Origin of the sequence: Streptomyces clavifer, assembly GCF_036345975.1 — a bacterium.
In the GTDB taxonomy this organism is placed as follows: Bacteria; Actinomycetota; Actinomycetes; order Streptomycetales; family Streptomycetaceae; genus Streptomyces; species Streptomyces clavifer.
Window position 1 is genome coordinate 7,355,885 of sequence record NZ_CP107793.1, and the last position, 20,504, is coordinate 7,376,388.

General features: G+C 69.8%; 9 protein-coding genes and 1 pseudogene. 4 read left to right on the forward strand and 6 right to left on the reverse strand.

Annotation, left to right across the window (positions count from 1 at the left end):
• Positions 1–4: 4 nt before the first annotated feature.
• Positions 5–6,223 (reverse strand): DNRLRE domain-containing protein, encoded by a 6,219-nt coding sequence (locus OG927_RS31785; RefSeq protein ID WP_330321202.1) that lies wholly within the window; start codon positions 6,221–6,223, stop codon positions 5–7.
• A 487-nt stretch (positions 6,224–6,710) separates the two neighbouring features.
• Positions 6,711–7,271: a hypothetical protein gene (locus tag OG927_RS31790; RefSeq protein ID WP_330321203.1), complete on the reverse strand. Its 561-nt coding sequence runs from the start codon at positions 7,269–7,271 to the stop codon at positions 6,711–6,713.
• 199 nt (positions 7,272–7,470) lie between these two features.
• On the opposite strand from OG927_RS31790, the pseudogene OG927_RS31795 reads away from it, so the two are divergent.
• Positions 7,471–8,099: pseudogene (locus tag OG927_RS31795) on the forward strand (hypothetical protein); the annotation flags it as partial.
• 635 nt (positions 8,100–8,734) lie between these two features.
• On the opposite strand, the gene OG927_RS31800 reads toward OG927_RS31795, so the two are convergent.
• Together OG927_RS31800 and OG927_RS31805 are read right to left on the reverse strand one after the other, a co-directional pair.
• A complete protein-coding gene (locus OG927_RS31800; RefSeq protein ID WP_330321205.1) occupies positions 8,735–9,847 on the reverse strand; it encodes a PucR family transcriptional regulator in 1,113 nt (370 codons plus the stop codon).
• Between the two features lie 401 nt (positions 9,848–10,248).
• Positions 10,249–11,160 carry a MerR family transcriptional regulator gene (locus tag OG927_RS31805; protein WP_330321372.1) on the reverse strand — a complete coding sequence of 304 codons (912 nt, stop codon included), beginning with the start codon at positions 11,158–11,160 and terminating at the stop codon, positions 10,249–10,251.
• A gap of 600 nt (positions 11,161–11,760) precedes the next feature.
• Here OG927_RS31805 and OG927_RS31810 point away from each other — a divergent pair.
• The gene (locus OG927_RS31810; protein ID WP_056788532.1) at positions 11,761–12,261 is read left to right on the forward strand and encodes a DedA family protein; all 501 of its coding nucleotides are present in this window, start codon (positions 11,761–11,763) and stop codon (positions 12,259–12,261) included.
• Between the two features lie 260 nt (positions 12,262–12,521).
• Here the strand turns inward: OG927_RS31810 and katG are convergent, their stop codons facing one another.
• Entirely contained in the window at positions 12,522–14,753 is a 2,232-nt protein-coding gene (katG, locus tag OG927_RS31815; RefSeq protein ID WP_330321206.1) for a catalase/peroxidase HPI, read from the reverse strand.
• A gap of 592 nt (positions 14,754–15,345) precedes the next feature.
• Between katG and OG927_RS31820 the strand changes: the two genes are divergently transcribed.
• Together OG927_RS31820 and OG927_RS31825 are read left to right on the forward strand one after the other, a co-directional pair.
• Positions 15,346–15,783 carry a Fur family transcriptional regulator gene (locus OG927_RS31820; protein WP_209471646.1) on the forward strand — a complete coding sequence of 146 codons (438 nt, stop codon included), beginning with the start codon at positions 15,346–15,348 and terminating at the stop codon, positions 15,781–15,783.
• Between the two features lie 354 nt (positions 15,784–16,137).
• Entirely contained in the window at positions 16,138–19,515 is a 3,378-nt protein-coding gene (locus OG927_RS31825) for a pyruvate carboxylase (RefSeq protein WP_124280223.1), read from the forward strand.
• Between the two features lie 67 nt (positions 19,516–19,582).
• Here OG927_RS31825 and OG927_RS31830 read toward each other — a convergent pair whose 3' ends face one another.
• Positions 19,583–20,455, reverse strand: a complete 873-nt coding sequence (locus OG927_RS31830) for a (2Fe-2S)-binding protein (protein WP_330321207.1) — start codon at positions 20,453–20,455, stop codon at positions 19,583–19,585.
• Positions 20,456–20,504: the final 49 nt, after the last annotated feature.

Consider the following 20,504-nt stretch of genomic DNA (forward strand, 5'->3'; position numbering starts at 1 on the left):
CCCTTTAGACCCACGTCTTCCCCTTCGCATTCGACTTCAACTTGTGCTTCTTGACCTTGTCCTTGCAGAGCCGGCACGCGGTCTGCTTCGCCTTGCCGTAGGTCCAGGCAGTGATCTTTCCTCCCACACCCCTGCCGACCGTGTTGTTGTACGAGTCGGCCTTGGAGTCGCGCTTTGCCGCGGCGGACTTGCCGGCGTTCTTTTCGTGCGCGTTGCCGAGGGCCTTCGCGAGGTACGACCCGACCGACCAGGTGAGCATCGCCTGCCAGATGCAGTGGCGGTAGGCGTTCTGCTTCGCTCCGTTCGAGTACCTCTTCTTGGCCTCGCTCAGTGCCCAGTTGGTCACGTAGATCATGTCCGCGCACCACAGGAAGAACAGAGCGCAGATCGCGGCTTCCGGTACGAGCCCGCCGATGGCGTAGTTCCCGCTGATGTCGTAGCAGTTCACCGGGTCGCCGAAGCAGTAGTCGTAGGAGCTGGCGTTGCCTCCGACGATACGGTCGGTGGAGAGGAACCGGCCCGTGGCCGAGTCGTACAGGCGCGCCCCCATGAGTGTGGCGGTGCTCGGCGTTTCCGACGAGCGCCGCTCCGCGCCGATCCAGCCGTACCGGGCCGGGTCGGTGCCGGGAAGGCGGTTGCCGAACTCGTCGTAGCTGTTGACCACCGGAGTCGTGGCGTCCACCAGCGGCAGCTGCGTAGCCACGTCGCCGTGGATGTTGGTGAGCTGGAGGACCACGTCACCGGTGGCGCCGGTCGTGGCGATCAGGTCTCCTGTCAGGTCCGACAGGTTCCGGGTGATCCTGCTGTCACCCTCGTTGATCCACGTGGGGTTGTCCCCGTCGGCGCCGTAGTGGTTGCGCTTGGTCGAGGCCGTCGACCAGGTCCCGTCGTCATCCTTGTTCTCGGTCGTGAACGAGGCGAGCCTGCCGGCCGAGTCGAGGTCCCAGGTGGTGCGCTCGGAGCCCGCCGTGATCTGGCGGACGAGATCGTTGGCGAAGTAGGAGTTCTGGGCTCCGCTGCTCTGGGCGGTGGTGCGGCCGAAGGCGTCGTAGACCGTGCCGGTGGCGATCAGCCTGTCGGCGGTGTCGTACGTGGAGTTGACCGCCTTCGTGGTGGGCGCGCCGCCGTCCACGTCGTCGACCGTGGTCACCAGGGACGTACGGTTGGTGTTGGCGTCGAACCCGTAACCGCGGTGGGTGGTGACGCCGGCCTGGGTGTCGTCGGCCCTGGTCAGGCGTCCTGCCGCGTCGTAGGTGTAGCTCTGGTACGCGCCGCCGCCCGTGTAGGTGGTGCGGGACACGACCTGGCCGTGGATGTTCTCACTGACCGACTCGCCCTGGATGGTCCAGCCGGATTCCCAGTGCCAGTAGCGCGAGGTCTCGTTCCCCGTGGGGTCGAGGTTGTATTCGACGTCGATGTTCCATGGCAGCCTCTGCTTGTAGAGGCGGCCGTCGGAGTCGTAGGAGGCGCTGACGTCGCCCGTGCTCCCGAGGGCCGAGTCGTGCATTCCGGTCGGCTGGCCGGTGAGGCTCTGGTAGCTGTAGGTGGTCTCCGAGGGGACTGAGTCGGTCCTCCGCGTCACCCGGTCGCGGCGGTCGTACTCGGTGCGTGTGACATTGCCCGCACCGTCGTCGTACGAGATCTCACGGCCCAGCCTGTCGGTGACGTGGCGCACCGTGGTGGTCCCGTCGGAGACGGTGACCGCCTGCCCGTTGGCCGGGTTGTAGGTGATGGTCTGCGTCGGTACGGCGGTGCCGGCTCCTCCCGTGATCGTGCTCCTGGTACCGCGCCCGACGGCGTCATAGGTGGTGACCGTGGTGCGCGTCACGCCGTTGGCGGTCTCGGTGACCTTGGCCACCTGGCCCAGGCGGTTGTACTCCAGGGTCTTGGTGGGCAGTTCGTCGGGGTTCGAGCCGCCACCGGTGATCTTGCCTGCCGGGCCGCTGGAGCAGAGCAGGTCGGCCCATTCGGGACGCCCGGAGCAGGCGCCGGTCCCGTCCGCGGTCCAGTAGCGGGAAGCCACCGTCCCCGCGTCCGCGCCGTTGGACTTGGGCTGGATGCTCTTCAGGATGCGGCCCTGGGCGTCGAACTCGGAGGAACGGGTCAGCTTGATCCCGTTCGGGTCCGTGACCGTGGCAGTGGGCAGGCCCTTGACCCAGTCGTAACGGGTGTTGGTGGTACGGACATCGCCGTCGTTCAGGTACCCCTCGATGAATGCGCCGGTTGATGTGGTGGTCGGCTGGTCCGCGACCCGGGCCGACCCATCGGTGGGACGGCCTTCGTCGTACCGGGTGATGGTGTGCTGGCGCGCCGCCACCTGTGTTCCGGCCGGGATGGTGGGGCTGTCGGAGTCGCCCTGGAACTGCTGGGTCAGGGTGACCAGGTGGAGCGGGCCGTACTGCTGCAGCTGCCGTTTGCCGTCGGCGGAGAACTCCGAGACCGTGGCCAGCTTGCGGGCACGTTCCGCAGGCGAGTCGGCGAGGATGCCGAGTTGGCTCTGCGTGGTGACCTGGTAGTCGGCGTTGCCGAGTGCGAGTTCGCGGTTGGTGGCGCCCAGCTCCAGGACGGCGTTGCCGAAGGAGTCGTACTGGGTGGTGGTCAGGTGACGGCCGGGCAGGCCCATGTTGACCTGGAGGCCAGAGGCGTTGGTGTAGGTGGTGGTCGCCTTGTCGTAGTCACCGGCGTTGAGGTCGTTCCCGTTGTGGGATGCGGGCACCTGGTCGGCAGGGAAGACGGCGGTGGCGTCCGTCGGTGCGTCCGTCTGGCCCCACGTCAGGGCCTCGGCAGGGGAGAGCTGATTGGGTGCCTTGGCGCCGGTGAGCGGTACGTCGTAGACCAGCGAGGTGGCCGACGTACCGCCGTCGGTCTCGTCCTCGCTGCCCGGCTTCAGGGTCGGCCGGGACACGGAGAGCAGCATGCCCTCGCCCGCGACCGTGCTGGAGCCGGCCTTCCCGTACGAGAAGGTCCACGGCAGCTCGCCCGGCGGGGTCTGGGTGACCACGCGGCCCGCGCTGTCGTAGGTGTAGGTCGTCTTCAGCGCGGGGGAGACCCTCGGGTCCCACTGCTCACGCAGGCGCCCCGAGGCGTCGTAGGCGTAGTTCGACACGACCGTGGCCGTGGCGTTCGCCGCGCCGGGATCGGTGGACCACAGCCGGATGCGGGCGACCTGCCCGGCGTAGTCGCCCGGTGTGCTCCCGGTGGCTGTGGTGGTGGCGTACTGGTACTCCAGGATCCGGCAGCCCTTGGTGGAAGGGGTGCTCGCGCACGTGGCGTTGGTGACCGCCGAGGTGGGAGCGATCACGTACTTCGGGCGGGCCAGGACGGCGCTGCCCACGACGACCTTCTCCGAGATCAGAGAGGTAGTGGAGTTGTCCGTCGGGAGGCTGCTCTGGGAGAGCTGCCAGATCGTGGCGGCCGCATCGATCTTGGTGAACTGGGAGACGGTCCCCTCGGTGTCCTTGAGGGTGAAGGAGCCGGTCAGACTGCCCGTCAGCGTGAGGGCCTCGGCGCCCTCCTCGGGCTTCCAGCCACCTCCGCTCGTCGCCGTGAACCCGGTCTCCTCGCCGTCGATGTCCACCACCGCGACCGAGGTGTTCGACGTCTTGCGCAGGTACAGCGATTCGGTGGCGGAGAGCTCCGCGGCAGCGCCCGCGGTCCACTGGGGACCGAAGATGGCCACCTGGCCCTCCTGCTGTCCGCCCTCGGAGGGCCGGCGTGAGGACGCCGTGCGGCTGGCCGTCAGGCCGAACGCCGAGCTGTCCGTCTCGGTCAGCACGAAGTCGCCGGTGAGCATGTTGACGTCACCCGGACCTGCGGCCTGGGTGGGCGCGGCGCCCGCCTTCCGGTCGACGGTGATCGAGGTGGCGGGGGAGGCGTCGGTGCTGGTGCCGTCGGTGAAGACCGCGCGGACGTTGATCGGACCGTCCTCGGTGAGGCTGCTGGTGATGTTCCACACCAGCGCCTCGGACAGGCCACCGCTCACAGCGGCCGGCCAGGAGGCGAGGGCGGTGTTGTCCGCCCGGCGACGCACATCGGCGAGCGGGACGTCCTTCCAGGCGTCGGTCTCGCCGCGGCGGTACTGGTAGCGCACCCCGGTGTCGGAGGGCTTGCCCTGACCGGTCAGCACGGCCCGCCGTGCCGGACGGTCGCCCTGGCCCGGCGAGAGCAGGGCCGCGCCCGAGCCGGCGAAGAAGGTGAAGGAAGTGGTGGCGGAGACGTTGCCGGCGGCGTCCCTGGAGCGTGCCGCCAGGGTGTGCTTGCCCGCGCGGAAGACCGGCGTGGCCGTCACCGGCGAGCCGGTGGTGGCGATCGACTGCCACGCCCCGCCGTCCAGCTGCCACTGGACCGACTTCACGTCCGCGGCCGGGGGAGTGAGGGTGAAGGCACCGGTGAAGTCGCCGTTGCCGTCCGGCGTGCCGGACCACTGACCGGCAGGGAAGTCGGCCGAGGCGACCGTGGTCGCGGCAGGCGCCGTGGTGTCCACGACCAGTGTGCGGAACGCCGACCAGGCGCTGGTGGCGGAGCCGTCGGTGGCCCGCGCCCGCCACTTGTAGGAGCCGGCCGACAGCGCGGCGGGGGTCCAGTCCGCCTGGGCGCCCGAGGCGACCGCCGCGCTGTTGCCGGTGCGCAGGGCGGAGGTGCCGGTGGAGGTCCACACCTCGTAGTTGAGGGTGACCTGCGAACCGTCGCCGTCCAGGGCCTTCGCCGACAGCGTCGGCGTGGTGTCGTTGGTGGCGGCTCCGGCAGCCGGGGCTATGAGGGTCGGCAGGTCGGGAACCGAGTTGTAGGTGACCGAGAGATAAGGAGTGTTGGAGGCGGCGTCGCCGGAGTTGAAGCGCTTCCAGCCGGCCGGCTCGTTCTCGTTCGTGGCCCGCAGCCCCAGGTGGTTGCTTCCGTTGCCGTTCCCCGCCCACGCCGTGGCCAGCGAGGTCACGTCCGCGTTGACCCAGCCGTCGTTGCAGGCGCTGGAGAAGCCCTTGGTCTGGGTGCTGGTGGCGTACTTCGTCGTCCAGGCCGGCTGCGCGGTCCAGCGTGATCCGGTCCCGGCGGCCCCGGTCGACCACACTTCCCAACTGGCGGGGGTGCAGGACCAGGAGTGGTAGGCGAACAGGTTGAGCTTCGCCGCGGTGATCTGCTTGCCCGTGATGTTCTTCATCGGGAACGAGAGGAACGACCGGGCCACCTGCGAGGAGCCGTTGTTGCCGAGCTTGAGGTCCGTCGAGGTCGACTGGTCGGTCGTGTAGCCCTGTTGGACGAAGGTGTCGAAGCTGGCCCCGACGCTGATCGCGGGGTCGATCGTCACGGGGAACTGTGTCGTGGGGTCGGCCAGGAACTTTGCGTCCGGCGTCAGGGTCAAGGTGACGGTGTCGCCGTCCTGGACCACCTTCACCGCCACCGGGGCGGTGCGCTCGTGCTCACCGGACGACGTGTGCACCCTCGCGTCCCACATCACCGGCGCGGGCATGGCGCCCACGGGCCTGCCCTTGGAGTCCTTGAAGGAGACCGAACCGTCCGGGTTCGCCTCGGCGGTCAGGCCCTTGGCCGTGAGGCTGTAGGCAATGGCACCGCTCGCATCGACGGCGGAACGATTCTTCAGTTCCAGGAACTGCTCGTAGCCGCTGCGCGTCGACTTGATCAGGAGGTCCGCCGAAGGGAGGGCGTTCCGGTACCGGGCGACGGTGTTCTCCTCACCCTCGATCTCCGGCGCGGGCAGCGCCCCGTACCAACCCAGCTGAATCCGCTGACCGGTCCGGCCCTCCAGCGTCACCAGGGGAACGCCGGCCGAAGCGGTTTTCCTGCCAGTGCTCCTCAGCCCCTTGGGAGCCGCGCTCCGGCCGGCCAGGCGCAGTCCGTGGGGATGCCTGCGGGCCCCGACCGAACCGTCCGAGAGCTTCTGCAGGGAGATGTCGATGTCCTGCCACGCGCCCCGGTCGTCCTTGAACCGGATCGGTCCGGTGTGCGCCTCCTCGGTCACCGAACCGTTGGGGTTCACGTGGACCGTCGAGGTCTCGGTACGCGCGTCCACCGCCTCGATCCGACGGTTCTGGATCTTCGCCTTCAGCCGGGCGGCAGCCACCGACCCCGCGGTCGCCGGCCCGAGATCCTTCGCGTCGGCGGCCTTGTCGGCAGGAACGGCCGTGCGCTCGACGCCCATCGCCAGATTGGCGGTTCCGACCATGACGGTGGCTTCGAACGCCATCGTCAGCACGACGGCCGCTGCCACCGGGCGCAGACGCCTCAACTGAACAGGCGGCAGGAAGGGCTGAACGGACGGTGCGTTCGGTCTTCTTCCTGGCCGCAGGAACTTGCCTGTCACTCTCACTCCTCGCACATGGTGCGGGTGTACCCCGCATGCACATGGGATCCTCACATGTCGCACACAGGTGTCAATGAGTCAGTAAGCGGAGCAGGTGTTTCCCTGGCGGGTGCTCAGAGCCCCACGAGGGGGCATCCGGGCCATCCGGCCGAAAAGGAAGGGGCGTTCGCGGCAAAATGATCATTTGTGGAGCGTGGCGAGCGGCCCACTCTTTGCGTATTCTTGACCCTCCCCGCGCCCCTCCTTCGCACGGAGGCAGCCCTGCCCCGGTTCGATGGGTCATCAGATACCGCAGCGCCAGGTCACGTTGAGTCACCTGGCGCCGCAGGTCTCTTCGAGGGCGAGGCTGTGAGGACCGCGGTGGTGGGCAGCGCAGGGCTGTCGTGGACCTGTTTCAGTCCGAGCAGTCCGCGGGTGAGCCGTCGGCGGCCGCGGTGATCTCCACGCGGTATCCGGATCCGGAGCCGAACTCGGGTCCGGGCTTCCGCTCCTCCGCCTCCAGGATCTCCTTGGTCAGGAAGTAGACGTCCAAAGCGGTCGCCCGGTCTCCTTCGGCCCTGGTGAAGCACAGGCCGGCGAACTGTCCGTCGTTCGATGACCCCTGGTCGGGGCGGGCCGGCTTCCAGCCCTCCTGCTCCGCCACGGTCCGGTAGTGCGCGGCCACTTCGGCCTTGTCGCCGCGGAGCACGTAGGTCCGCGAGGCGTACAGCTGCGCGTCGCCGCTGTCCTGCCAGCAGTCGGACTCCAGCTTCTCGAAGCCCTTGGGGATGATGGCTCCTTCAGGCCGTGAGCCCAGGACGCCGTACGACTCCAGCTTCTCGACCCGGCTCTCGGTGCCATCGCACCCCGAGGCGGACGCGTCGGCGATCGACTGGCATCCGGTGAGAGCTCCGGCTGCCACCGCTACCGTCGAGAGCAGGGCGGCACAACGGCCGGTTCCCGTGTGAAGTGCCAAGTTGACTCCCCTGGTTGATATGCCCGGGCGGCCGGACTTCCGCAGGCCCCGGGGCACTCACGGCGGGTCACGTTAGCACGCTGCTCCTCGGCTCTTGTGCGTAGCCCAACGACCGGCACAGGAACAAGGATCGATCATGTCTGCTTCCTCCACTTCTCCCGCCTCCGGCGAGAACCAGCCGCCCACGGCCAACGATCCCCTGGCGTGGCGGCGGCATCTCCGGCGCCGGCCTCGGCCGCCGCCGGCATCAATGAGACGTGCGACGCCTGGGAAGCGGTCTCGGACTCCCTCTGCGACGCGGACGGCTGGCCGCTGGACGACGAGCTGTACGCGGACGGCAGGGTCGAGCGAGACGCCGCAGCGTGGAACCACGCCGAGGTGTTCCTCGACCACGGACCCGAGGTGCTGGCCGGGGTCCGCGCCGGCGCCGACGGCCCCGACTACGTCGAGGGGCCGATCAGCGACGACCTGTGCCGACTGCGCGGGATCGACACCACCCTGGCCCGAGCGCATCAGCTTCGGCATGAGTGGGACCAGGTCATGGCGCTCATGGACGGCTCGCAACCAGGCTCGCTCCAGCTCTACCAGGAGCGCGCGGGGGAGCACCGCAACTCCGAGGGCCGGCACTACGCGCACGAGCTGTCCTACCAGGGCCCGGCACTCGTACGGGCCAACGAGTACCTGGTCGGCCGGGCGGAGGCGCAACGGCCCGCGCAGACCGAACGGGCGCGCGTGGCCCTGACCCGGTTCACGCCCGGCGCCCGCGGTATTCCGCCTGCTTCGCCTCCCGCTCCCCCGGTGGCGAATCCAGCGGCCCTCGCTCGCACCGCGGACGCTCCTAGCTTGACTCTGAAGCTCCTATGGATCGTCAAGCTGCGAAGTCGTTGTCGGTGAGCTCGTGCATGCGCTCGTGAGGTGGCGGTAGGTCTCTCGCACGACGAAGCGCTTGAGGCATCTGAAGATGTCCTTCGTCTTGAGCCCTTCGAGGGTGCGTCGTGCCCGTAGTCGCGGGTGCGCGGTTCGTGACGCATGCGGACCAGCACGATGGTGTGCAGCGCACGGTTGGCCTGGCGGTCTCCGCCGCGGTTGAGTCCATGGCGGTCGGTGCGACCGGGGATCTTGGAGTTTCCCAGTGGGCCAGCATGATCAGCGGGCATGCTCGGGTGGTTCCGATGACCGATGCAGCTGTCGAGGTGCCCGTTGTCCCTGCGCCCGCGTTCCGGTGAGCACGTACCGTCTCTGACTGCGCGGATCGCGCGGGCGAGCAACCCGGGCGACACCTCGGCCCGTTATGCGCGCCATGGACACATCATCAGCTGGAAGGGGTTCTCCGCTCACCTGACCGAGACCTGTGCTCCCGGCAGCCCCAACGTGATCACGGACGTGGCACCACTGCGGCCACGCGTGCCGCCCGCGGGATCTGTGACCGGTTCCCGTGGCCAGGTCGCCCGGTAGGCCCTCCGTCATGCGAGGTCTCTTGCGACGAGTGCCGCTTGGAGCAGCCGGGCCTCGGCGGGGACGGCGAGATCCAGCCCGGTCAGCACGCTCACCCGGTGCAACCTGTAGTCCAGCGTGTTGCGGTGGACGCAGAGCTCCGCCGCGCTCCGGCTGCGGTTGTGTCCGTGGTCGACGAACACCCGCAGTGTCTCCAGCAGGTACGCATGCTGCGCCAGCGGGTCGAGCTTGGCCGCCAGCCGCAGCAGCGCGTCACCGGGACGCGCGAGCTGGTACTCCAGGAGCACGTCGTCGAGCCGGTACAACCCGGGCGGACGGCCCAAGCGCTGTACGAGTTCGAGTACGCGCCCCGCCTCGGCCGCCGCTGCGGGAACGGTCGCAGGTCCCGCAGCGAGGGCAGCGGCCATGAACACGCACTGGCCCACGTCCTTGCTGAGCGGATCCGGCAGGCCGGACAGGTCGCAGCTGTCCGGCAGCAGCGCGATCCCGGCGACGTGATCCATCAGCACGGGGACGCCCGCGTAGGCCTCGAGGGATGACTGCACGAGCCTGGTCGGCGGGTTCGACTCGAAGGCCAGGGCGACGACCACATGCCCGCCGTCCACCGATATCCGTGCCGTCTCCGCCAGTTCCTCGTAAGGCCGCCCGGCCAGCAGAGCGGTCAGCAGCGCCCGCCGTGCCCGCTTGTCCTCGCTGTGTATGTCCTCCTGTGCAGTGCGGTGCGCGAGGACGACGGCGGGCATGGCCGCGTGCAGGCAGGCCAGCAACTTCGCGCCCGCGCCGGTCAACTCCTCAGGTTCGGCCGTCTCTGCCAGGGTTTGCCACCACACCTCCGCACCGATGAGATAGGCGGCGATCACCGCTTCCAAGGGCACGCGTTCCTCGGCCCGGCGCCCGGACCACTCGATGAGCCGGGTCAGATCCCCCGGGCCCATCGCACCGTCCTCGCGCAGAGCCCGGAGTAGCAGATCGTGCACGGCCGTGATCGACCGCGTCACCTCGCCATCGAGCGTCCTGCGCGACAACTCGCCGTAGAACGGCACCTCCGCCACACAGCGTGCGACGACGGCAGCGGTGAAGTCATCACCGCGCAGCGCCATCCGTGTGTGCAGAGCAGGCATCGACGTATCGTCACACCGCCCGAACACCTCCGTCAATCACTCGATCGTGCGACCCGACCCCGCTCCCACGCCGTCGTCCACCACCGGAAGTCGCCGTCTTCCGGGGTCATCCGATCTGTGCAGTCGATAGTTCGGGACGACTCTGTGACTGCGCCGAGGCCGGTGGGCGTCGGACGAGGCGTGAACGCGCCTCGCCCCTACTGCAGTGATGTCTCCGACGCCTTTGAGGCTCTGATCGAACCGGTCCTCACCACCGAGCGAACCGGGCCCGGAACAGCTGCTCGGGTCCATGGCCTGCAGGCGATGGGGGCGGTGTACCGAAAGGGTTTGTCACGAGGTCGGGACGTCGACGGTGATCACCCCATGACGACCGGAATGTGCCATGCCGACCAGTCCGTGTCTCAGGTTGCGGGTGAGTCCTGGACGGGTAGTTCTTCCGCCAGTTCCATACAACGCAGGCGGGCTGGGGAGAAGTCGTAGGGCATCTTGCCGATGGCTTCGAACGCGCTCATGGAGCCAGCCTCCCGCTTGCCGGAGCCGAGGTCGGTCTCGGCCTCGCCGTCATCGGGGGTGGCAGGGTGCAAAATGTCCCAGGCGTCGAAGAGGGCATCGTCGTCCTCGTCCATGCCGGACTCCTCGATGACGGCGTGCAGGGCGCTTTCGAAGGCGCGCCGCTCGACGGCCACTTGAGCCACCCGTGGATCATCGACGGCGACGCTGTCATCGAGTGCCTCCTCGGCTTCGTCGATGCGGTCGGAATCCTCCCGCAGAGTGGGATGCGTGGCCAGAACAATGAAGCGGGTGGCCTGGACGGCCGCGCCGAGTGGGCCGAAGATGCGCTCGGTGACCAGCAGAGTGTCCAGGTCCGCCTGACGCAGGGAGCCCTCGGGCAGGCTCTTGAGGCGTTCGGTGACGAAGTCGGAGAGCAGGCCCATCCGGCTGCCTTCGGTGCGCATCCGCTGCACGGCGTTTCGTTGCCGCCGCAATTCCGCCTCCTGCTCGGCGAGGGTTTCCTCCAGCCGCTCCAGGATGCCCGCGATACCTTCTCCACTGTCCGCGCCGACGGAAGCCGTGCCGGTGGTAAAGGCGTCACGGATGTCGTCGAGGGCGATCCCGGCGTCGGCCATCTTGCGAATCCACAGCAAGCGGATCATGTCCTCGTACCCGTAGCGGCGGCGGCCGTCGCCGCCCCGCTCGGGCTCGGGGAGCAGACCGATCTCGTGGTAATGACGAATCGCCCGTGGCGTGCTGCCGACGAAGGCCGCCGCGTCACCGATCTTGACCTGACGGGGTGGGATGAAAGACGAGTGCATGAGCATGGACCTTTCCTCAAGGCATCGGGACGTAAGTCCACCGGACCACATGCCGCTACGGAAGGTGCAAGTCCGAACACACCGCTCTGCGCCCACGGCAGGAAATGCGCCCTCTCCGCAGTGACGGCAGGGCCGTCGTTGCCTGCTGGGGCATCCGCACGACGGCAGTGTGGGTTCACAGCCACTGATGAATCGCCGCGACCTGAACCCTGCCTCGAACCGCAAGTGTGTCGAACCGGGTCACCACGGCCGGTGCTGCTTGAGACGGCTGATCCCGCCTTCGACCGCGTGCCGGGCCGGGGGTGGACGCCTGCCGGCAGGCGTCCACCTGCTGGATGGCCGACGGGGCCACTGCCCGAGTCTGCTGTCCCCTCGGGGAACCAGGTGCACCGTATCCGCCGTATGCGTGTTCGGTAGGCTTGCCTTACCTGGTGTGGGTCCCGAGTGTGCGGGTTCCGGTGTCGCAGGTCGGAAGCAGGGGCAGGGCGTAGGTGGGAGACGGTGACCAGGCTCGTGTGCGTCGTGCGTTCGGCAGGCCGGGAACGCTCACGCCGATAGCGGGGGACGCAGGTTTCGGCCGGGCGCCCGGGACGAGGCAGCGTGGATAGGATCGCGCTCGCGGCCGGAGTCCTGTACGTCATCGTCCTGCTGCGCGCCGGAGGGACGTTCGCCATCGGGTGGCTCGCGGGCGCCGGTGCCCGGCGCAGCAGGTTCGCGGGGCGGATCTCTTCGGCGAAGTTCCGGCGTGCCGAGCAGGCGATCCAGCGGTGGGGCGCGCCGGTGGTGGCGGTCTCCTTCCTGACTGTCGGTTTCCAGACCGCCGCCAACTTTCTCGCGGGGAGCATGCGCATGCCGTTGCCGCGCTACCTCCCTGCCCTGTTCGTGGGCGGAGCGGCCTGGGCGCTGATCTACGCGACGGCGGGGCTCGGCCTGCTCGAAGTGCTGGTGCGACTCCTCACCGAGCGGACGGCCATCGAGGGGGCCGCCGTGGCCGTCCTCCTCCTCGGGGCGTGCGGGGTGGTGGTGTTCCGCAGAAGAAGGGCGGTCCCGTCCACCGGTGACACCGGGGACACGGGCAACACCCGGCCCGACGAAGAGTGAACCCGTGGCTGCGGGTTGTCGGTGCCAGGTGACGCCGCTGGAGCGTCGGGTGCCACCATCCGACGCCGCGCCAGAAGCGGGCGTCGGCTGTGCGTCCCGCGCCACCGAGGTCGGCTGCCCGCGAGGCCGGTCATGTCCGGGCTCTCGGGGGTGCCCGGGGCGCGGGCGCAGGGCCTCGGCGGGTGCCTCCCGGCTCGTCGGATGCGAACCTGCCCCCGGACGTCCGGGCCGGCGCTCACAGGCCGGCCCGGACGACGGGATCAGACGAGGTCGAACCGGTCGAGGTTCATCACCTTGTCCCACGCCGCGACGAAGTCCTTCACGAACTTCTCCCTCGCGTCGTCGCTCGCGTAGACCTCCGCGAGCGCCCGCAGCTCGGAGTTCGACCCGAACAGCAGGTCCACACGGCTGCCGGTCCACCTGACCTCGCCCGTGGCGCCGTCGCGTCCCTCGAACGTGCTTGCGTCCTGTGACGTCGCCGTCCACGTCGTGCCCAGGTCGAGCAGATTGACGAAGAAGTCGTTGGTCAGCGATCCAGGGGTCGCGGTGAAGACGCCGAGCGGCGACTGCTGGTGGTTCGCGCCCAGGACGCGGAGACCGCCGACGAGGACCGTCATCTCGGGGGCACTCAGGGTCAGCAGGTTCGCCCGGTCGGTCAACAGGTACTCGGGGGACAATCGGTTGCCCTTGCCGAGGTAGTTGCGGAACCCGTCGGCAGTCGGCTCCAGTGCGGCGAACGACTCCACGTCGGTCTGCTCCTGAGACGCGTCCACGCGGCCCGGTGTGAACGGGACCTCGACGTCGAAGCCCGCGTCCTTGGCGGCCTGCTGGACGGCCGCGGCACCGGCGAGCACGATCAGGTCGGCGAGCGAGATCGCCTTGCCGTCGTCCCTGGCGGAGTTGAACGACTGCTGGATCCCCTCCAGCGTGCTCAGTACCGTCGCCAGCTCGTCGGGGTTGTTGATCTCCCAGCCGCTCTGCGGCTGCAGTCGGATGCGCGCACCGTTCGCGCCGCCGCGCTTGTCGCTGCCGCGGAAGGACGCGGCCGAGGCCCAGGCGGTCGACACGAGCTTTGACACCGACAGGTCCGAGGCGAGGATCCGGCTCTTCAGCGAGGCGATGTCCTCGGCGTCGACCGGCGTGTGGGACACCGCGGGCAGGGGGTCCTGCCACACCAGGGTCTCCGCCGGGACCTCGGGACCGAGGTAGCGCACGACCGGACCCATGTCACGGTGGGTCAGCTTGAACCACGCCCGGGCGAACGCGTCCGCGAACTCGGCGGGGTTCTCGTGGAAGCGCCGAGAGATCGCCTCGTAGGCGGGGTCGAACCGGAGCGAGAGGTCGGTGGTGAGCATCGTCGGGGCGTGGCTCTTCGCCGCGTCGTGGGCGTCGGGGACGGTGCCGGCCCCGGCACCGCCCTTCGGACGCCACTGGTGCGCGCCCGCGGGGCTCTTGAACAGCTCCCATTCGTAGCCGAAGAGGATCTCGAAGAAGCTGTTGTCCCAAGCGATCGGGGTGTTCGTCCAGATGCCCTCGAGGCCGCTGGTGATCGTGTCGCCACCCTTGCCGGTGCCGTAGGAGTTCTTCCAGCCGAGGCCCTGCTCCTCGATCGGGGCGGCCTCGGGGTCGAGGCCCACGCTGTCCGCGGGGCCCGCGCCGTGGGTCTTGCCGAAGGTGTGACCGCCTGCGATCAGGGCGACCGTCTCCTCGTCGTTCATCGCCATCCGGCGGAACGTCTCACGGATGTCGCGGGCTGCGGCGAGCGGGTCCGGATTACCGTTCGGGCCCTCCGGATTGACGTAGATGAGACCCATCTGGACGGCGCCGAGGGGGTTCTCCAGCTCCCTGTCGCCGGTGTAGCGCTCGTCGCCGAGCCACGTGGTCTCGGGACCCCAGTAGACGTCCTCGTCGGGCTCCCACACATCCGCGCGGCCGCCGCCGAAGCCGAAGGTCTCGAAGCCCATCGACTCCAGGGCGACGTTGCCCGTGAGGATCATGAGGTCGGCCCACGAGAGGCTCTGGCCGTACTTCTTCTTGACCGGCCACAGCAGTCGGCGGGCCTTGTCGAGGTTCCCGTTGTCCGGCCAGCTGTTGAGAGGGGCGAAGCGCTGCTGTCCGGCCCCGGCCCCGCCGCGTCCGTCGCTGATCCGGTAGGTGCCCGCGCTGTGCCACGCCATCCGGACCATGAACGGACCGTAGTGGCCGAAGTCGGCCGGCCACCAGTCCTGAGAGGTCGTCAGCAACTCTGCGATGTCCTGCTTCACGGCTGCGAGGTCGAGGGTCTTGAACGCCTCGGCGTAGTCGAACTCCTCACCGAGGGGATTGGCCACTGCGGGGTTCTTGGCAAGGATCTTGAGGTTGAGCCGCTCCGGCCACCACTGGCGGTTTCCGCCACCCTGCGTCGGGTGAGGGGCGCGTCCGTGTGCGACCGGGCAGCCACCTCCGCCCTCCGTCTTCGCGTCTACGACGATTGCATCATGGTTCTCGGACATGGGAATCCTTCCGGGCTGGGCGGATCACATTGCTCAGGACTGCGGGCGGTCGAGCGGTCGGGGGACAGGGACGGGTGGTGCCGGCCCGGCAGGCCGAGAAGCCGCGTCGCCGGGCGGGGCCGGCGAGGGGCGCCGCGCCCCTTGCCCGTCCGACCTCGACGACGGCACGGTATGTCGCACGGACCGTGCCCGGGCCACGGCCCGTCCCAGGCGGTACGGGCGTTCTGCCGTGGGAGGTGCGAGGAGGGCCCCGCTCCGGGGGTGCCGGGAGGTGCCCGGGCAGTGCCGCGCACTGCGGGGTGTGAAGGCCTCGGCGACGCCGGGGCGGTCGCCGTCGTGGACGGTTTCGAGGAGTTCGACGTGCGCGGTTGTCATCCGGTGGCCGGCACCGCGCAGATGCCCGGTGGGTGTCCCGTCACGTCTCCCACTCCTGCCGCACTGGAGTCTTTCTGTCCCTTGGCTATCGCCGGAACCGATCCTACGATGGATCCAGTCCAGGTCAACAAGCGCGCCAAACTCGTATTCAATCGGATCCCGGACGCCTGCCCGGTGAACTCCGGGTATCCCGCCCAACCTGAATAGGTGAACCGATATGAGTGACCTGCTGGTGCGGTTGCGGGGGCGTGGCTGGCGGATGACCTCGCAGCGGCGTGTGGTCGCCGAGGTCCTCGACGGCGACCACGTGCACCTCACGGCCGAGGAGGTGCACGCCCTCGCCGCACAGCGGCTGCCCGAGATCTCGCGTGCGACCGTCTACAACGCCCTGGGTGAACTGGTCTCGCTCGGTGAGGTCGTGGAGGTCTCCGCCGACGGGCGTGCCAAGCGCTTCGACCCCAACGCGCACAGCCCGCACCAGCACCTGGTGTGTGCCGGCTGCGGAACCATCCGTGACGTCCACCCGACCGGCGATCCGCTGGCCGACCTTCCGGCCGGGGAACGCTTCGGCTTCACCGTGCTCGAGGCCGAGGTGACCTACCGCGGGCTGTGCCCGACCTGTTCCCAGGGGCTTCGGCCGGACCCGGATCGATAGGCCGTCCCGACAGTCCGTCCCGCGCACTCACCCGGCAGCCCCTCGCGCGGACTCAACGGAGCGTCGCGTTCGCCCGCGCCGGTGGTGTCCGAGCCCGAGGCGCGTCGGTGGCGTACGAACCGGGCGTCGCGCGAGACGCTCCTGTCCCGGGCACACCGCATCGGACGGGGCGTCGGCGCCCGTCCCCACCGGCGTGAGGTATCTCCCACCGGCGTGAGCCATCTCCCTCTGGTGGGAGATCGACGCCACCGCTACTGATCGGTACCGTCCACGAGGACAGCGGATGCCGAACCCGGCAGCCGGAATGACATCTCCACCTGGGGCCCCGTGCCCGCAACACGACAGGGGACATTGATGTTCCGCAAGGTATTGGTCGCCAACCGGGGCGAGATCGCGATCCGCGCGTTCCGCGCGGCGTTCGAGCTCGGCATCTCCACCGTGGCCGTGTTTCCCTACGAGGACCGTAATTCGCTGCACCGCGCCAAGGCCGACGAGGCCTACCAGATCGGCGAGAAGGGCCACCCGGTGCGGGCCTACCTCTCGGTCGACGAGGTGATCAAGGCCGCGCTGAAGGCGGGTGCCGACGCCGTCTACCCCGGATACGGCTTCCTGTCGGAGAACCCGGGTCTCGCCGCCGCGTGCGCCGAGGCCGGGATCACCTTCGTCGGCCCCCCCGCCTCCGTACTGCACCTCACCGGCAACAAGTCCCGTGCGGTGGCGGCCGCCCGCGAGGCCGGGGTTCCCGTGCTGCAGTCGTCGGAACCGTCCACCGACGTGGACACGCTGGTCGGCGCGGCCGACTCCATCGGCTTCCCGGTGTTCGTCAAGGCCGTCGCCGGCGGCGGCGGACGGGGAATGCGGCGTGTCGCCGAGCCCGCCGAGCTGCGGGAGTCGATCGACGCGGCCATGCGCGAGGCGGAGTCGGCGTTCGGGGACGCCACCGTCTTCCTGGAGCAGGCCGTCCTCAACCCGCGCCACATCGAGGTGCAGATCCTCGCCGACACGCAGGGCAACGTCGTCCACCTGTACGAGCGGGACTGCTCGTTGCAGCGGCGCCACCAGAAGGTCGTCGAGATCGCGCCCGCCCCGAACCTCGACCCGGAGCTGCGCGCGCGCATCTGCGCCGACGCCGTCGCGTTCGCCGAACACATCGGGTACGTCAACGCGGGCACCGTGGAATTCCTGGTCGACGAGCGCGGCAACCACGTCTTCATCGAGATGAACCCGCGGATCCAGGTGGAGCACACGGTCACCGAGCAGGTCACCGGACGCGACCTGGTGATCGGGCAGCTGCGGATCGCCGCGGGGAAGTCGCTTCCGGAGCTGCACCTGACGCAGGACGACATCGTCCTCAACGGCACGGCCATGCAATGCCGCATCACCACCGAGGACCCCGCGAACGGCTTCCGCCCCGACACCGGCACCATCTCCGCGTACCGGTCCCCGGGCGGCCCCGGCGTACGCCTCGACGGCGGGACCGTCCACACCGGTGCCGAGGTGTCCGCCCACTTCGACTCGATGCTGGTCAAGCTGACCTGCCACGGTCACGATTTCGCCAACGCGGCCCGCCGCGCGCGCCGGGCGATCGCCGAGTTCCGTATCCGGGGAGTCGCCACCAACCTGCCGTTCCTGGGCGCGGTGCTCGATCATCCGGGCTTCCGCGAGGGCCGCATCACGACGAGCTTCATCGCCGAGCATCCGGAGCTGATCCGGGCGCGACCCACTGCGGACCGTGGAAGCCGCATGCTCGCCTATCTCGCCGAGACGACCGTCAACCGTCCCCACGGCCCCCGCCCCCGGGTGATCGACCCGGCCGCCAAGCTCCCCGACCTGCCCCCGGGCGCACCGTTCCGCGAAGGCTCACGGCAGCGGCTCGCGGCACTCGGGCCCGAGGCGTTCGCGGCGGAGCTGCGTGCGCAGCGGGCCGTGGCGGTGACGGACACGACCTTCCGGGACGCGCACCAGTCGCTGCTCGCCACCCGGGTGAGGACGCGCGACCTGCTGGCCGTCGCCCCTCACGTCGCCCGTACGGCGCCGGAGCTGCTGAGCCTGGAGTGCTGGGGCGGTGCCACGTACGACGTGGCGCTGCGCTTCCTCGCCGAGGATCCCTGGGAGCGGCTCGCGGCCCTGAGGGAGGCGGTGCCCAACATCTGTACCCAGATGCTGCTGCGCGGGCGCAACACCGTCGGTTACACGCCCTACCCGGTCGAGGTGACCGAGGCATTCGTCGCCGAGGCGGCGTCGACCGGCATGGACATCTTCCGGATCTTCGACGCACTCAACGACGTCTCGCAGATGCGCCCCGCCATCGACGCCGTACGGTCCACGGGCACCGCGCTGGCCGAGGTCGCCCTCTGCTACACCTCGGACCTGTCGGACCCGGCCGAGCGGTTGTACACGCTCGACTACTACCTGCGTCTCGCGGAGCAGATCGTCGAGGCCGGCGCGCACGTCCTCGCCATCAAGGACATGGCCGGTCTGCTGCGCCCGCCGGCCGCCCGGACCCTGGTCACCGCGCTGCGCGAGCGCTTCGACCTCCCCGTGCACCTGCACACCCACGACACGGCGGGAGGCCAGCTCGCCACGCTGATCGCCGCGATCGACGCGGGAGTCGACGCGGTCGACGCCGCCGTCGCCTCGATGGCGGGCACCACGAGCCAGCCGTCGCTGTCGGCACTCGTGGCGGCCACCGATCACACCGCCCGCGCCACCGGCCTCTCGCTCGACGCGGTCGGCGCACTCGAGCCGTACTGGGAAGCCGTGCGCAAGGTCTACAAGCCCTTCGAGTCGGGTCTGGCGTCACCCACCGGGCGCGTCTACCACCACGAGATCCCCGGCGGCCAGCTCTCGAACCTGCGTCAGCAGGCCATCGCGCTCGGTCTCGGCGACCGCTTCGAACTGATCGAGGACTGCTACGCGGCCGCCGACCGGATGCTGGGCCGGCTGGTCAAGGTGACCCCCTCGTCGAAGGTGGTGGGGGACCTCGCCCTGCACCTGGTCGGAGCCGGGGTCGACGCGGCCGACTTCGAGTCCGACCCCGGCAAGTTCGACGTACCGGATTCGGTGGTCGGATTCCTGCGCGGCGAGCTGGGCGACCCGCCCGGGGGATGGCCCGAGCCGTTCCGTACGCGCGCGCTCCAGGGCCGCCCCGCGGAGGCCGGGGCGGCGACCCTGTCGGAGGAGGACCGCGAAGGACTGGGCCGGGAACGGAAGGCGACGCTGAACCGGTTGCTGTTCCCCGGCCCGACCAAGGAGTTCGACGCCCACCGGGAGGCCTACGGCGACACGTCCGTCCTGCCCACACAGGACTTCTTCTACGGGCTGGAACCGGACACCGAGCACACGGTCACGCTGGGAACCGGTGTCACCCTCCTGATCGAGCTGGAAGCGATCTCGGAGGCCGACGAGCGCGGCTTCCGTACGGTGATGGCCACGCTCAACGGGCAGCTCCGCCCGGTGTCGGTGCGGGACACGTCCGTCGCCACCGAGGTCAAGGCCGCGGAGAAGGCCGAGCGGGGCAACGACGGGCATGTCCCCGCACCGTTCGCGGGGGTCGTGACGCTGCAGGTGGAGCAGGGGGCCACGGTGTCGGCGGGTCAGACGGTCGCCACCATCGAGGCGATGAAGATGGAGGCGTCCATCACCGCTCAGCGCGAGGGCACGGTCGCGCGGGTCGCGATCGGCAGGATCCAGCAGGTCGAGGCGGGCGATCTGCTGATCGAGATCGGCTGACGCCGACTTCGTCGGTACGGAAGGCCGGCCGGATGCGATGCCCGGGCGGCCTTCCGTGCGGAAGGCGTCACCCGGTGGACGGGGCCCGTTCGGCCTCGATGCGGCGCAGGCGTTCCGCGTCGGAGCTGCGGGGGCAGGTGCCGCACGCCTCCGCCGGCCGGATCGTGTAGTAGAGGCAGCAGCCCGCCCGGTCCCGGGTGGGGTGCTGCCTGCCGTCGATGTCCGTCAGGTGCCGGAACCCGGCGCCGGCCGGATAGGGCGAGACGGGTCCGGGCAGCAGCCGTCCGGCCGCGGCGACCGCCCGTTCCTCCTCGCCGAGCATGCGGCCCACGTACCAGATGCCCGAGACGAGGTCGTCCTCGACCATTCCCCACAGCGCTCGGGGGCCGCGCCGCACCCGGGGCCCCAACGCCGCGCACAACGGGCGCACCAGATCGGCTACGGCCTTCCTCAGCACATCGCCCAGCGCCGCCTCGTCCGGCATCACGCGCACCCCGGGAAGCCCTTCCGCCGGGTCGCCCGGCAGGCAGGCGAACGTCCCCGGCACCACCTGGTAGCGGTCCTCGCACCTGCCGATGCGTACGTCCTCCGGGCGGGCCAGCGGCACCCGGCGGTCCAGGTACCAGGGCCCGCTGAGCAGCAGGCACATCGACCAGAGGCAGTCGTGGAGGAGGCGGGAGGCGACCACGTCCGGGCGTGCCCGGTGGTCGTAGCGCTCAGCGATCCGGGTGTCCTCCGCGTCGAGGAAGGCATCCAGCAGGCCGGGCCTGAGTGCCAGTTCGGCCACATCGACCCAGCTCTGCCCGGCCGGGGCTCCCGGCTCGGCGATCTCCGCCTCCAGGGCCGGACAGTGCCCGGCCAGACGCCGGTACGTGGACGCGAGGAGGGCCGCGGAGCTCTCGGCGGGCCGGAGGGATGCCGGTGCCGGGGCGAGGATCACGAATGGCTCCTAGAAGGGAGTGCGCACGACGGGCGCGACCCACGGCAAT

What these genes read in the sequence shown, in the direction of transcription:
- OG927_RS31805 (WP_330321372.1), bottom strand. Translation starts at nt 11,160, where the DNA reads ATGCACTCGTCTTTCATCCCACCCCGTCAGGTCAAGATCGGTGACGCG.
- OG927_RS31820 (WP_209471646.1), top strand. Translation starts at nt 15,346, where the DNA reads ATGAGTGACCTGCTGGTGCGGTTGCGGGGGCGTGGCTGGCGGATGACC.
- OG927_RS31800 (WP_330321205.1), bottom strand. Translation starts at nt 9,847, where the DNA reads ATGCCTGCTCTGCACACACGGATGGCGCTGCGCGGTGATGACTTCACC.
- katG (WP_330321206.1), bottom strand. Translation starts at nt 14,753, where the DNA reads ATGTCCGAGAACCATGATGCAATCGTCGTAGACGCGAAGACGGAGGGC.
- OG927_RS31825 (WP_124280223.1), top strand. Translation starts at nt 16,138, where the DNA reads ATGTTCCGCAAGGTATTGGTCGCCAACCGGGGCGAGATCGCGATCCGC.